We start from the raw sequence: 13,361 nt of genomic DNA, 5'->3' as shown, positions 1-13,361 counted from the left end.
ACTGCGGCGTCAGGCCATATCCTTGACCGTGCCGCACGGCTATAGAAGCCAGCCATGAGCAACAAGACCGGCACTCCCAAAGATACCCATTACGCCAAGCTGCGCCGTGCGCATCGCGACGAGAAGAGCGGCGGCGCGCCGGCATTCCGGCCGCGCCAGCCCGTACCGCCGGGCGAGAACGCCGGGGATGGCCTGGTGCGGCTCTATGGCCTGCATACGGTGCGCGCCGCGCTCGACAATCCGCGCCGCAAGATCCGCAAGATGCTGGTGACGCGCAATGCGGCCGAGCGGCTCGAGATCGCCGATCTCGCTGCCCTGCCCTTCAAGGCCGAACTGGTCGAACCCAGGGACATCGACAGGATCACCGGCTCGGACGCGGTGCACCAGGGCGTGCTGATCGAGGCCGAGCCGCTGAAGCCCAAGCGCCTCGACGCGCTCGGCGACACCAGGCTGGTGCTGGTGCTCGACCAGGTCACCGATCCCCACAATGTCGGCGCCATCCTGCGTTCGGCGGTCGCCTTCGGCGCCGGCGCGCTGATCACCACGGCCCGCCACAGCCCGCAGGAATCGGGCGTGCTGGCGAAATCGGCTTCCGGCGCGCTGGAATATATCGACCAGATCGAGGTGAAGAATCTCGCCGACGCGCTGGGTCAGCTACACGAAGCCGGCTTCCAGACCATCGGCCTCGATTCGGACGGGCCGGCGGAACTCGAAGCCGGTTTTTCAGGCGACAAGATCGCGCTGGTGCTGGGCGCCGAAGGCAAGGGTCTGCGCCAGAAGACGCGCGAGACGGTGACGACGCTGGCCCGCCTCGACATGCCCGGCGCCATCCGCTCGCTCAACGTGTCGAACGCGGCGGCAGTGAGCCTTTATGCCGCAAGGGCTTTCTTGAAACGCTGAGCCGACGGCGCAGCCGTCCTGGGCGTCCTCGAAAACGAGAAACGGGTTCCGGCGGCAAAGCCGAAACCCGTTCTTCGACGGACGGAAGCTGGCGGCTTTGGGAACGTTGTGCCGCCCTCTCCCGGCCTATGCCGCCTTGCCCTTGATTTCCGTTGCCTCCTTGCCGACCTCGAAATTGGCCATCCGCTCCAGCGCTCTCACCATTGCCGAGTGATCCTCCTTCGCCCCGCCGTTGGCGACGCAGGAATTGAACAGCTGCTGCGTGGTCGAGGTGTTGGGCAGCGATACGCCGAGCGCCCTGGCGCCTTCCAGAGCGAGATTGAGATCCTTCTGGTGCAATTCGATGCGGAAGCCGGGTGCAAAGGTGCGCTTGACCATGCGCTCGCCATGCACTTCGAGAATGCGCGACGCCGCCAGCCCACCCATCAGCGCCTGCCTGACCTTGGCCGGATCAGCGCCGGCTTTCGAAGCGAAAACAAGGGCTTCCGCGACGGCTTCAATGGTCAGCGCAACGACGATCTGGTTGGCCACCTTGGTGGTCTGGCCGACGCCGTTCGGCCCGACCAGAGTGATGTTCTTGCCGATCTTCTCAAACACGGGTCTTGCGCGTTCGAAGGCCTTTTCCTCGCCGCCGACCATGATGGTCAGCGACGCGGCCTTGGCGCCGACTTCACCGCCGGAGACCGGCGCGTCGAGGTAATCGCAGCCGAGATCGTTGATTTTCCCTGCGAAAACCTTGGTCTCGATCGGCGAAATCGAGCTCATGTCGATCACGAGCTTGCCCTTGGACAGGCCGGAGGCGACGCCGTTGTCACCGAACAGCACTTCGGCTACCTGCGGCGTGTCGGGCACCATCAGGATGATGATATCGGCCGCTTTGGCCACGGCGGCATGGCCGGTGACGGTCCTCAGCCCTTTGGTGACGAGATCGGCTGAAGGTTTGCTGCGATGATCGCTGGCAATGACCGTGAAGCCGGCGTCGAGCAGATGCCCGGCCATTGGCGCGCCCATGATGCCGAGGCCTATGAAACCGATGGTTTCCATTGCTTTGCTCCCTGAAATTCTCTGTTCAAACGTATCGAAGACGGGCGCTGCCCCTCATCCGCCTGCCGGCACCTTCTCCCCGTATCGAGACGGGGAGAAGGAAGCTCTAAGCCGCGGCGCTCCCCTGCGCGGCCGGGTCCTGGAACCAGCCCAGACCTGCTTCCGTGCCGGCCTTCGGCTTGTATTCCGCGCCGATCCAGCCGGCATAGCCGAGCTTGTCGATGTGGTCGTAGAGGAAGGGATAATTGATCTCGCCCGTCCCCGGCTCGTGACGGCCGGGATTGTCCGCAAGCTGGATATGCGCGATGCGGCTGAGATTGGCCTCGATCGTCCGGGCGAGATCCCCCTCCATGATCTGCATGTGATAGATGTCGTATTGCAGGAACAGGTTCTTCGAGCCGACCCGGTCGATCAAGGCCAGCGCCTGCTCCGAATAGTTCAGGAAGAAGCCTGGGATATCGCGCGTGTTGATCGGCTCGATCAGCAGTCTGATGCCGGCATGTTCGAGCTTTTCCGCCGCGAAGGCAAGGTTCTCGGCAAAGACGTTCTCCAGCACCTTGCGGTCGGCGCCCTGCGGAGCGATGCCGGCCAGGCAGTTGACCTGCTCGCAGCCGAGCGCCTGCGCATAGGTGATCGCCTTGGCCACACCCTGACGGAACTCCGGCACACGGTCCGGCAGCACGGCAATGCCGCGCTCGCCCTTGCCCCAATCACCGGCCGGCAGGTTGAACAGCACCTGCGTCAGGCCGTTCTTCTTCAGTTGCGCGGCAACCACCTCGGGCGCATGGTCGTAAGGGCCGATATATTCGACGCCCTTGAAGCCGGCCCGGGCGGCGGCGTCGAAACGGTCGAGGAAATCATGCTCGCCAAAGAGCATCGACAGATTGGCTGAAAAACGCGGCATTCTTTTTCTCCTAGTCCAACATGACGATCGCGGTGGGCGCGTCTTCCTGATGTTCGGCAAGGTCCTCGAATTCGGTGATCTTGTCGATCTCGGTGCCCATCGAGATGTTGGTGACGCGATCGAGGATGAATTCGAGCACGACGGGAACCCGGTGCTCCTTCATCAGCCGCTGCGCCTCCTTGAATGCGCCGGCGAACTCTTCCGGCTTGCGAACCCTGACTGCCTTGCAGCCCATCGCCTCGGCGACGGCGACATGGTCGACGCCATAACCGGCCTCGGGATCGCCTGATCGATTGATGTTTTCGAAGGCGAGGCTCACCTCGTAATCCATGGAGAAACCGCGCTGCGCCTGGCGGATGAGGCCGAGATAGGCGTTGTTCACGACGACGTGGATGTAAGGCAGCTTATGCTGCGCACCGACCGCCAGTTCCTCGATCATGAACTGGAAATCATAGTCGCCCGACAGCGCGACGATGGTGCGGTCGGGATCGGCGGCGCGCACGCCGAGCGCTGCCGGCAGCGTCCAGCCGAGCGGGCCGGCCTGGCCGCAATTGATCCAGTTGCGCGGCTTGTAGACATGCAGGAACTGGGCGCCGGCGATCTGCGAGAGGCCGATGGTGGTGACATAGGTGACGTCGCGACCAAACGCCTTGTTCATCTCCTCATAGACGCGCTGCGGCTTCAGCGGCACCTGGTCGAAATGCGTCTTGCGCTTCAGGGTTTTCTTGCGGCCCTGGCATTCCCGGGCCCAGCCGGACCAGTCGCGCAGCATCCCCGCCGTCTTCCACTCGGTGGCAACGTCGAGCAGGATTTTCAGCGCCGCGCCCGCATCCGAGACGACGCCGAGGTCCGGCGCGAAGACACGGCCGATCTGTGTCGGCTCGATGTCGACATGGATGAACTTCTTTCCCTTGGTGTAGACATCGACGGAGCCGGTGTGGCGGTTGGCCCACCGATTGCCGATGCCGAAGACGAAATCGGCTTCCAGCATCGTCGCATTGCCGTAGCGATGCGAGGTCTGCAGCCCGCACATGCCGGCCATCAGCCGGTGGTCGTCGGGGATCGCGCCCCAGCCCATCAAGGTCGGGATGACTGGGACGCCCGTGATTTCGGCGAATTCGATCAACAGGTCGGACGCGTCGGCATTGATGATGCCGCCGCCGGCAACGATCAGCGGCTTGTCGGCCGCGTTGAGCATCGTCAGCGCCTTTTCGGCCTGGGCGCGCGTCATCGCCGGCTTGAAGGGGCTGAGCGGCTCGTAGGCGTCGATGTCGAATTCGATTTCGGCCATCTGCACGTCGACGGGCAGGTCGATCAACACCGGACCCGGCCGCGACGAGCGCATCAGATGGAACGCCTTCTGCAGCGCCATCGGCACCAGATAGGGCTCCATGACCGTGACCGCCCACTTGGCGACGGGCGAAGCGATCGCGGCAATGTCGACGGCCTGGAAATCCTCCTTGTTGAGACGCGCTCGCGGCGCCTGCCCGGTGATGCACAGGATCGGGATGGAATCCGCGGCCGCTGAATAGAGACCTGTTATCATGTCGGTGCCGGCCGGACCCGACGTGCCGATGCACAGCCCGATATTGCCTGCCTTGGCGCGGGTATAGCCCTCCGCCATGTGCGAGGCGCCCTCCACGTGGCGGGCAAGGATATGGCGGATGGTGCCTCTGGCTTTCAGCGCCGAATAGAGCGGATTGATCGCGGCACCCGGCACACCGAAGGCGCAGGACATACCTTCCTTTTCGAGAACGAGAACCGCAGCATCGACAGCGCGCATCCTGGCCATTTCCAGCCTCCACGAGATGATTGTTGTATGGCTGAGGATGTCACCGGCTCCGTGATTTTTCAACTTTTTCAGAATATTTTTTCATTTCTAAGAAACTGCGATTATCACCTGATTTTGTTGGGCTTTCCGTTTTCCAGATTTGTGCCTGGAAAGTTTCATGAAAAACTTTTTCATTGCATCTTGGGAGAAACGGCCGAGAATGCCGCCCATGGAAACCAGCGAAAAACGCCAGCGCGGCCGGCCGCGCGCCTTCAACGGTCCGGCCGAAGCGGCCTCGGTTCAATCGCTCGACCGCGCCTTGCGCATCCTGGCCATTGTCGCCGAAGGCAGCGGGCTGTCGCTCAGCGAGATATCGGCGCAAAGCGGCCTCGCCGCCTCGACCGCCTACCGCATGCTGACGACGCTGCAAAACCACGGCATGGTCGAATTCGACACGTCGGACCAGCTGTGGTCGATCGGCGTCGAGACCTACCGCATGGGCGCGGCGTTCCTGCGCCGCCGCAAGCTGGTCGACCGCGCCCGCATCGTCATGCAGGAACTGATGGAGAAAACCGGCGAAACCGCCAATCTCGGCGTTGCCGAGGATGACTGCGTGGTCTTCGTCAGCCAGGTCGAGACGCATCAGGCGATCCGCGCCTTCTTCCGGCCGGGCACGCGCAGCCCCTTCCATGCTTCGGGCATCGGCAAGGCGGTGCTGGCGCATCTCGAGCCGGAACGCGTCGGGACCATCCTGCGCAAGGCGGGCCTGCAGCGCTATACGGACAAGACCCTTTCCGACATCTCCGCCCTTGCCCACGACCTGGCTGTCATCAAGCAGCGCGGCTGGTCGGTCGACGACGAGGAACGTCACCCCGGCATGCGCTGCGTGGCCGCCGCCATCTTCAACGAATATGGCGAGCCGATCGGCGGCGTTTCGGTATCCGGGCCAACGGTACGGGTCACGCCCGAGCGGCTGGCCGAGATCGGACCGCTGGTGCGCAATGCGGCGGTGGAGGTAACAAAAATGATCGGCGGGATGGCTGGCTGATCAGGCAGCGCCGGGCAGCGCGCTCCTCGCCGCCACGTGGAAGACGTCGAGCAGGATTGCCAGACCCACGCCGCTGGCCGTGCAGATGAGGCCGGCCATGAAGATACGGTTGGCACGCGCATAGACCGGCCGCCGCAGCGACGCCGTGTCGAGCAGCAGCGCCAGCGCCCGCATCTGCAGCGCGATACCCGCCAGGATCGGCAGGACAGCGACCAGGTGATAAGTTTGCCAGGGGATAGGGTTGGCGGCCCAATGGGTGATGAAGCCCAGCGAGAACGCCAGCAGAATGCCGACTGTCGTGACGGTGCCGTTGCGGAACACCGGCTCGATCAGGTCTTCCTTCCTGTCCTGCTCGTCCAAGCCACCCTCCCCAGCCGGCGATTGAAGCGATTAGACTAGACGCTCATAGAATCGCTGTACATCTCTGGTTGCTGCGACAAGCGCCGGCATCAGGCGGCGCGGCTGGATCGCATGCGAAAGGGCACGAATGAGGAAAACGGCTCTGCTTCTTGCTGCCGCTTCACTTTGCGGGTGCGTAGCGGCACCGCCTGCGACCACGCCCGATGCCAGCAACCAGCGCGTCGATCCCATGCCGATTTCGCTCGCCCTGGAAGAGATCATCACCAATGGCGTTCGCCAGCATTTGGAGAACCCGGCTTCCGCCAGGTTCGGGACGATGCTTGCCGGAGAACGGACCGTCAACGGTCGCCAGGAGATCGTGGTCTGTGGCCACGTCGCCACAAGGGCGCCGTCGGGAGGCAATGGAACCGACAAGCCTTTCGCCGGTAAAATCTTCCCGGATGCAGGCAGTGCCTTCGAGCTCGTCGCGATCGGCGACGAGTTGCCGAATATGAAGCTGATAGGCGACACTTGCCGCGCGGCCGGATTGCCGATCCTGGACGCCAAAACCGGAGCCCAGTCCTAAACGCGGCATTGGTTCGTTCAAACGCAAGAAAAGGGGCCCGGGAGCCCCTCTTTCCTGCGTTGATCCTCCTCCTGTCTCAGAGCCGGCAGTAGTGGCGGTAGCCGTCGTAGCCGACATAGGTGTCGGAGTCCGGGTCGTAGCTCGAGTAGCGATCGAAACAGCGGCGGACATGCCAGGAACCGCCATCTTCATCGACATAGACGGTGCGCGGCGGCTGCTGGGCGAGCAGGCTGCCGAGGACGAAACCGCCAACGCCGGCCGCAATGCCGATGCCGAGGTCGTGGTGGTGCGAGTGGGCGGCCGAGGGCTGAACGGTGCCGACCAGGGCGGTAGCGGCGACAGTGGTGGCGATGAGGCCGGAAACGAGTGTGCGCGTGAACATGATGATCTCCTTGCTTCGGTTGGAGAGGCGATCCATCCGCCTCTTGATCATCTGTCGTTGCGGCGAGAAAAAAGGTTCGAATCTTTTTTCGTTTCTTTGGAGCAGCCTCCCGCTCGGCAACTCCAGGGTCCATCCGATGAGAGCAAAGGCCATGCGGAACGCAAAAAGGGCGGCCGAAGCCGCCCTCTTGGGGAATTGGGTCCCTCCCATCAAAGGATGATGATCACCTTGCCGTGCTTGTGGTGATGATGGTTGTGCTGCCACCACCAGAACTTCTTGTGATGCTTCTTGAAGTGCTTGTGGTGATGGTTGTGATGATGGTGATGGTTGTGCATGCCGTGGGCGGACGAGGTGCCGACGGTGCCGGCGAGCGCGCCGGCGGTGACGAAGACGGCGACGAGGCCTGAGGTAAGAGTGTGCTTCAACATGGTGATCTCCTGGATCCTTGATCGAGGCGACCCATTCGCCTCTCACCCATCAGTCGGCGCGGCGCGACAAAAGGTTCGACGGGTCAGGAGATTTTTTGGAGGCAGTAGGCAGTAGGCAGTAGGCAGTAGGCAGTAGGCAGTAGGCAGTAGGCAGTAGGCAGTAGTGAAACGGCAGCACGCCCACGGGAGTAATGCAATCCCCTACTCCCTACTCCCTACTCCCTACTCCCTACTCCCTACCCCCTACTCCCTACTCCCTAATCTCACCCCATCCCGGTGATGTGGCGCAGCCAGAAGGCAAGCGCGATGAAGCCGATGATGGTGGTGACGCCCGTCCAGTCTACGTTGGCACTCTTGACGTCCCTGATGAGCTTCACCAGCAGCATCCAGGCCACCACGACGATTGGCAGGATGATGACAAATCTAATCATGCGACAGCCTCGCCCAAGCGATTGCACTTCCAACAGATATAGGAAGGCACTTGGCCCTTTTCAGGATGCAGCCGCCGCCCTCCGCATGACTCATCAGCAACGCAAAAACGGAGTTTTATCTTTACTGGCGCGCCAAATATGGCTAACCGGAGCGCCATGCCCTTGTAGCTCAGCTGGTAGAGCAGCGGTTTTGTAAACCGAAGGTCGCGGGTTCGATTCCTGCCGGGGGCACCAGCCTTCGCTCTTCGAGCTTCGGATGGCAGCCCATTCGAAGCTCAGCTGGAATGTCTTCCGTCGGCGTTAGGGGATCGGCCCTATTGAACGGCCGTTGCAATCCGCGCGCTCGCAGCGCCCCTGTCGAACGTGTTCCTCACCCTGACGGACTTAAAGACATAAGCGACCCAGAGACCGGTCACCACAAGCGAGATTATAGGTGCGGCCAGCGCGTCGCCGCCTGCAAGCGCCTGATTCAGCGGGACATCCAGCACGGATGCGATCAAGATCGTGTCCAGGATGAACACGACCGGGATCGAAAGCCACTGCAAAAGAAACAAGCGCGGGAAGCGGCGGCTTCGTCGCAGCATGAAGACGAGCACGACCAGCTGGAGCGCCAGAAATGCCAGGTTGAGCGCAACCTCGCCATAGACCGCCACCGGCCCGTTTGGCAGTGGCATGAGTTGCTGGTAACCCTCGATCGAATTGGCCAAGTCGGCGATCGTCCGCAGCGGAGACAATGTCTGTCCGATCGCCAGCAGCATCAGCCAGCCACCAAATCCGACAAGCTGTTCTGCGTTTTGCGATGGCCTGGCCGACGACCGGACGGCGAAGAAAACCGGCACGCCGATCAGCAGCAGCACGATTACCCAATGCCAGATGGAAAACGACATCTATCCCCCCTTAATTTTCCCTCCATGGTTGTATCTGGTTTGTCGCTCAACTCAATAGGCTTTCGCCTAAGATAGAAAAAATACTCATAGGGCGACGATCCCCCATCCATCCTCACTCTTTCGCTATCGCCGAAACCAGAATCCGGTTCTGCCTTCGTATCGATGCGCGCAATTCCGGTATCCTCGCCGCGTCGCGCTTCACGAATTCGATGAACATCATGTTCATGTTGTTGAAGATCAGTTCTCCAAGCGCCATCCCGTCAATGTCCGGCCGCGCGAGGCCTACCTCCTGCAACCGGGCTATGAGCGCGCCGATCTGATCGGTGAGCGACCGGTCAAGCGCGGTGTAGGCCTGGCCAAACGGGCTGTCGGGCAGTTGCGTCGAGATCGCCATCGCCTGCCGCCACATCTCCTTGCTGAGATAGTGCAACGAGTGTTCGATATAGATGCCGATCAGCGTGTCGAGCGCATCGCCGACATTGGCCGGCGGCATGGCGACCACACCGCGCCCGGCGTTGAGCACCTCGTTGACCTCCATCGAGACGATGGCGCCGAGGATGTCGCCCTTGTTCTGATAGTAGTTGTAGATCGTGCCGATCGAGACCTCGGCCTGCGCGGCGATCGTCTCGATCTTGGCGCCTTCATAGCCTGCCTCGCGAAAAAGTGCGGCCGCCGCCTCGATGATGCGCCTGTGCCGATCCGCCTTTTGCCTTGCCCGCAATCCGCTCATATCAGCCTCTTGCCATAAAAACAGAATTGACTCAATTTTAGAATTGGTTCAATTTTTTGCAAGAAGCCACAAAGGCAAGGGAGAACACTCGATGTCCGCACCATCCGCATCCAGGAATCCGCTTTCCGCCCTGACAACCCATTTGCGCTCGGCATGCGCCGCCGCGACCTTCCTGCTTGGCGCGGGCAGCGTCGGCCAGGCCGCCGATCTCAACGCCCTGATCTGGTGCGACCATTCCGATCCGGCGCTGCTGCAGCCCTTCGAGGAAGCCAACAACGTCAAGGTCAACGTAAAGGAGTTCGAAGGCACCGGGGCTGGGCTGGCCATCGTCGAGCAGTCGCAGCCCGGCGACTGGGATGTGATGGTGATCGATAGCATCGACGTGCCGCGCGGGATCGAAAAAGGCCTGTTCGAGCCGCTGCCGGAAGACAAGCTGCCCTTCGCCGACCTCTTCCCGCAGGTGAAAATGGACGGTTCGACCATTGTCGGCGGCAAACGCTACGGCATCACCGAAAAATTCGGCTACAACACGATCGGCTTCAACAAGACCAAGGTCGATCCGGCCGACATGCAGTCGCTGGCCTCCCTGACATCGGACAAATACAAGGGCAAGGTCGCCATCTACGATTATTACCTGCCGGTCATCGGCATGGCGGCGCTCGCCATCGGCAAGAAGACGGCCGATCTCACCGAGGCCGACCTGCCCGCGCTCAAGGAAGAGCTGCTGAAGATGAAGGCCAATGCAAAGCTGGTCGGCGAAGTCACGGCCAGTCAGACGGCGCTCGCCACCGGCGAGGTCGACATCCTGGTCGGCGGCGGCGAATGGGTGACGGCGGGCCTCGCCAAGGAGAACCCTGCGCTGGACTTCTCCATTCCCAAAGAGGGCGCGGTGCTGTGGTCGCAGTCGCTGGCCATGTTCAAGGATTCCAAGAACAAGGACATGGCGCTGAAATTCATCCAGTACATACTGAGCCCCGAAGGACAGGCGCGGCTCGCCACCTCGTCCTGCTACTGGGGCATGCCGTCCAACACCAAGGCCGCGCTGACCGACGACCAGAAAAAGGTCCTGCGCTTCGACGAGCAGCCGGGCTTCCTTGCCCGCGCGCAGGCCTATCCCGCGCCGAACGCCGATCTCGACAAGAAGATGCAGGATATGTGGACCGAAATGCTGCAGGCGAAGTGAGCGGTTACCGTTCATGAACCCGTCGGGAAACAGCGGGCGCGCCCTGCCCCGGGCGAGCGATACTCTGCCTTGGGCGCTAGTCACGCCGGCGCTCGGCTGGACGCTGCTGTTCTTCGTGCTGCCGTTCATCGCCATGGGGCTTTCGAGCCTGACGGCGCATGAGGGCGGCGGTTTCACGCTGACCAATTACAGTCAGTTCTTCACCAACCCCTCCTACTGGCAAGCGATGGTGAACTCGCTAGAGGTGACAGCAATCGTCACCGTGATCTCGGTGCTGCTCGCCTATCCCTTTGCCTGGATTCTTGCCGAGCAGGTTCCTGAACGCTGGCAGCGGTTGGCGCTGATGCTCGCCGTGCTGCCGTTCTGGACGTCCTATGTCGTGCGTTCCTATTCCTGGCTGCTGGTGCTGGCGCAGAACGGCGTCATCAACCGGGCGCTGACCGGCATTGGCGTGGTCTCCGAACCGCTGCAGCTCGCCAACACGCGCCTGGCCACCGTCACCGGCTTCGTGCATTTCTTCGTCATGCTGTTGACGCTGACCATCTTCGCCAATCTGAAGCAGCTGAGCCCGAGTTACCGCAAGGCCGCCGCCGATCTCGGCGCCGGACCGGTGCGCACCTTCCTGCATGTCATTTTGCCATTGACCTTGCCCGGCATCATGGTCGGCGCCTTCCTGACCTTCGTGCTCTGCATCGGCGACTATATCACGCCGCAGATCCTGGGCGGCAACAACGAGCTTCTGATGCCGCAACTGGTGATGATGCAAATCGGCCGGCGCGGCGATTTCCCGCTCGCCTCTGCTCTCTCCATCATCCTGATGGCGGTGGTGAGCGTCGCCTATCTCGCCTGCGCCCGCTGGCTGAAGATCGAGCGGACCTGATCATGCGCAGCGTTGCCCGCATCGTTTCCTGGATTTACGCGCTTGCCGTCTATGGCTTCATCTTCCTGCCGGTCGTCGTGCTGGTGCTGTTCTCGCTGCAGTCGACGTCGTTCCCCATTCCGCCGTTCACAGGCCCATCGCTGCGCTGGTACGAGGCAGTCCTTTCCGACAGCCGGCTGACCTCGGCGCTGGTCAATTCGCTGCTCGTCGCGTTGATATCCTCGGCCGCCGCGGTCACGCTCGGCTTCCTCTCGGCCTGGGGGTTCGCGCGGTTCGTCCTGCCCGGTTCCGGCCTGCTGCGCGGTTTGATCACCTTGCCGCTCACCGTCAGCTACCTCATCATCGGCATGGGGCTGCTGGTGCTGTTCAACTGGGCCGGCGTGCCGAAATCGCTGCTTGCCGCCGGCATCGGCCATGTCGTGATCAACCTGCCGCTGTGCTTCGCCATCATCTACAGCCAGATGGGCGACCACCAGATCAACATCGAGCGCGCCGCGCGCGACCTCGGCGCGCCGGAGTGGAAGGTGCTGCTGTTGATCACCGTGCCGGTCATGGCACCGGCCATTTTCGCCGGCTTCTTCCTGTCGATGACCTTCTCCTGGGACGAGTTCGTGATTTCTTTCCTGTTGACGCGCTTCGAGACCACGCTGCCGGTGGAAATCTGGAACCTGCTGCGCTCAGGCCTCAACCCCAAGACCAACGCCGTCGGCTCGCTGGTCTTTGCCGTCTCGATCGTGCTGGTGGTGTTCTTCGAACTGACCCTGCTGCGGAGAAAGCCGGCATGAACGCGCCCCTGGTCGATATCCGCGACGTCTCGCACCGCTTCGGCCAGCATCGCGTGCTGAGGAACGTGTCGCTGACGATCGAGGCCGGCAGCTATACGATCCTGCTCGGGCCATCCGGTTCCGGCAAGACGACGCTGCTGTCGATTCTCGGCGGCTTCGTCAATCCGAGCGAGGGCAAGGTTCTCATCCGGGGCCAGGACTGCACCTCGGTGCCGCCGGCCAAACGCCCGACGACGACGGTGTTCCAGGACTATGCGCTCTTCCCGCATATGAGTGTCGGCGGCAATGTCGGTTTCGGGCTCCGCATGCAAGGTGTCGACGGCACGACACGGGCGGCAAAAGCACGCGATGCGCTGGCCCTGGTGGGTCTCGCCGCCGCCTTCGACAAGAAGCCGCACCAGCTTTCCGGCGGCCAGCGCCAGCGCGTGGCGCTGGCGCGCGCCCTGGTGATCGAGCCGGCCGTGCTTCTGCTCGACGAACCGCTCGGGGCGCTTGACCTGAAACTGCGCCGCCAGATGCAGGACGAGTTGAAGGCGATCCAGAAGCGGGTCGGCACCGCCTTCATCCATGTCACGCACGACCAGGAAGAAGCGATGGCCCTTGCCGACCATTGCGTGGTGATGAATGACGGCCGCATCGAGGACGAAGGCCCTCCCGAACGCGTCTATGCCAGGCCGGCGACGCGTTTTTCCGCGACCTTCATGGGCGAGAGCACTATCCTTGCCGGCACTGTCCTGGAGACCGGGGACAGGACGTGCACCATCGCGACGCCTGTCGGACCGGTTTCCCTGCCCAGCGCCTTGCCGCGGGGATCGGCCGCCGCGCTGGCGATACGACCTGAGCACCTTGTGCTTGGCGCTGCGTCGGCCGGCACGAAACTCGGCAAGGCCGATGTGAGCGACGTCGTCTTCCAGGGCAGTTTCAAGCGTGTGCTGGCGACTTCGGTCGAAGAGCCTTCCCTGCGGTTCATCGCCAAGCTGCCGGCGACCGCTGTCGTCCAAGCCGGCGACAGAGTGGCGATTTCGTGTGATACCGACCAGATCATCCTGCTGACGGATTGAAC

Annotated in this window: 16 protein-coding genes and 1 tRNA gene; 8 read left to right on the top strand and 9 right to left on the bottom strand. The window is 62.5% G+C overall.

All coding sequences use genetic code 11. The annotated features are described in order from the left end of the window. Positions 1–54: 54 nt before the first annotated feature. Positions 55–900: an RNA methyltransferase gene (locus FJ967_RS02335; RefSeq protein WP_140730096.1), complete on the top strand. Its 846-nt coding sequence runs from the start codon at positions 55–57 to the stop codon at positions 898–900. 126 nt (positions 901–1,026) lie between these two features. Here FJ967_RS02335 and FJ967_RS02330 read toward each other — a convergent pair whose 3' ends face one another. The 3 genes from FJ967_RS02330 to gcl all read right to left on the bottom strand — a co-directional run bounded on the left by FJ967_RS02330 (position 1,027) and on the right by gcl (position 4,640). Further along, positions 1,027–1,944 (bottom strand): 2-hydroxy-3-oxopropionate reductase, encoded by a 918-nt coding sequence (locus FJ967_RS02330; protein ID WP_140730095.1) that lies wholly within the window; start codon positions 1,942–1,944, stop codon positions 1,027–1,029. 106 nt (positions 1,945–2,050) lie between these two features. After that, positions 2,051–2,848 carry a hydroxypyruvate isomerase gene (gene hyi / locus FJ967_RS02325; protein ID WP_140730094.1) on the bottom strand — a complete coding sequence of 266 codons (798 nt, stop codon included), beginning with the start codon at positions 2,846–2,848 and terminating at the stop codon, positions 2,051–2,053. A gap of 10 nt (positions 2,849–2,858) precedes the next feature. After that, a complete protein-coding gene (gcl, locus tag FJ967_RS02320) occupies positions 2,859–4,640 on the bottom strand; it encodes a glyoxylate carboligase (RefSeq protein WP_140730093.1) in 1,782 nt (593 codons plus the stop codon). Between the two features lie 208 nt (positions 4,641–4,848). Here gcl and bhcR point away from each other — a divergent pair, with 208 nt between their 5' ends. After that, positions 4,849–5,667: an HTH-type transcriptional regulator BhcR gene (bhcR, locus tag FJ967_RS02315; protein ID WP_140730092.1), complete on the top strand. Its 819-nt coding sequence runs from the start codon at positions 4,849–4,851 to the stop codon at positions 5,665–5,667. On the opposite strand, the gene FJ967_RS02310 is transcribed toward bhcR, so the two are convergent. After that, entirely contained in the window at positions 5,668–6,027 is a 360-nt protein-coding gene (locus FJ967_RS02310) for a hypothetical protein (protein ID WP_140730091.1), read from the bottom strand. 229 nt (positions 6,028–6,256) lie between these two features. On the opposite strand from FJ967_RS02310, the gene FJ967_RS02305 reads away from it, so the two are divergent. Continuing rightward, positions 6,257–6,592, top strand: a complete 336-nt coding sequence (locus FJ967_RS02305; RefSeq protein ID WP_246675145.1) for a hypothetical protein — start codon at positions 6,257–6,259, stop codon at positions 6,590–6,592. Between the two features lie 76 nt (positions 6,593–6,668). On the opposite strand, the gene FJ967_RS02300 is transcribed toward FJ967_RS02305, so the two are convergent. The 3 genes from FJ967_RS02300 to FJ967_RS02290 all read right to left on the bottom strand — a co-directional run bounded on the left by FJ967_RS02300 (position 6,669) and on the right by FJ967_RS02290 (position 7,833). Further along, positions 6,669–6,974 (bottom strand): BA14K family protein, encoded by a 306-nt coding sequence (locus FJ967_RS02300; RefSeq protein ID WP_140730089.1) that lies wholly within the window; start codon positions 6,972–6,974, stop codon positions 6,669–6,671. A 209-nt stretch (positions 6,975–7,183) separates the two neighbouring features. Beyond that, complete coding sequence (locus FJ967_RS02295) at positions 7,184–7,402, bottom strand: hypothetical protein (protein WP_140730088.1); 219 nt, start codon at positions 7,400–7,402, stop codon at positions 7,184–7,186. 263 nt (positions 7,403–7,665) lie between these two features. Then, positions 7,666–7,833 (bottom strand): hypothetical protein, encoded by a 168-nt coding sequence (locus FJ967_RS02290; protein WP_140730087.1) that lies wholly within the window; start codon positions 7,831–7,833, stop codon positions 7,666–7,668. A gap of 158 nt (positions 7,834–7,991) precedes the next feature. Here FJ967_RS02290 and FJ967_RS02285 point away from each other — a divergent pair. After that, positions 7,992–8,067 (top strand) — tRNA-Thr (locus FJ967_RS02285). An 80-nt stretch (positions 8,068–8,147) separates the two neighbouring features. Here FJ967_RS02285 and FJ967_RS02280 read toward each other — a convergent pair. Next, positions 8,148–8,720 (bottom strand): DUF2569 family protein, encoded by a 573-nt coding sequence (locus FJ967_RS02280; RefSeq protein ID WP_140730086.1) that lies wholly within the window; start codon positions 8,718–8,720, stop codon positions 8,148–8,150. Positions 8,721–8,832: 112 nt separating this feature from the next. Next, positions 8,833–9,450: a TetR/AcrR family transcriptional regulator gene (locus FJ967_RS02275; protein WP_140730085.1), complete on the bottom strand. Its 618-nt coding sequence runs from the start codon at positions 9,448–9,450 to the stop codon at positions 8,833–8,835. A 91-nt stretch (positions 9,451–9,541) separates the two neighbouring features. Between FJ967_RS02275 and FJ967_RS02270 the strand changes: the two genes are divergently transcribed. Genes FJ967_RS02270 through FJ967_RS02255 form a run of 4 tightly spaced genes read left to right on the top strand, consistent with a single transcriptional unit; the run spans position 9,542 to position 13,359 of the window. Then, complete coding sequence (locus FJ967_RS02270) at positions 9,542–10,633, top strand: spermidine/putrescine ABC transporter substrate-binding protein (protein ID WP_140730084.1); 1,092 nt, start codon at positions 9,542–9,544, stop codon at positions 10,631–10,633. Between the two features lie 13 nt (positions 10,634–10,646). Next, positions 10,647–11,513, top strand: coding sequence for an ABC transporter permease (locus FJ967_RS02265; protein WP_140730083.1), 867 nt, complete (start codon positions 10,647–10,649; stop codon positions 11,511–11,513). A gap of 2 nt (positions 11,514–11,515) precedes the next feature. Beyond that, a complete protein-coding gene (locus tag FJ967_RS02260; RefSeq protein WP_140730082.1) occupies positions 11,516–12,298 on the top strand; it encodes an ABC transporter permease in 783 nt (260 codons plus the stop codon). Then, the gene (locus FJ967_RS02255; protein WP_140730081.1) at positions 12,295–13,359 is read left to right on the top strand and encodes an ABC transporter ATP-binding protein; all 1,065 of its coding nucleotides are present in this window, start codon (positions 12,295–12,297) and stop codon (positions 13,357–13,359) included. The genes FJ967_RS02260 and FJ967_RS02255 overlap by 4 nt, the downstream gene beginning before the upstream one ends. Positions 13,360–13,361 lie beyond the last annotated feature (2 nt).

The organism is Mesorhizobium sp. B2-3-4, assembly GCF_006442315.1.
Lineage (GTDB): Bacteria > Pseudomonadota > Alphaproteobacteria > Rhizobiales > Rhizobiaceae > Mesorhizobium.
Note: the sequence above shows the minus strand (reverse complement) of the source record. Positions and strands in the feature narration are given on the sequence as shown.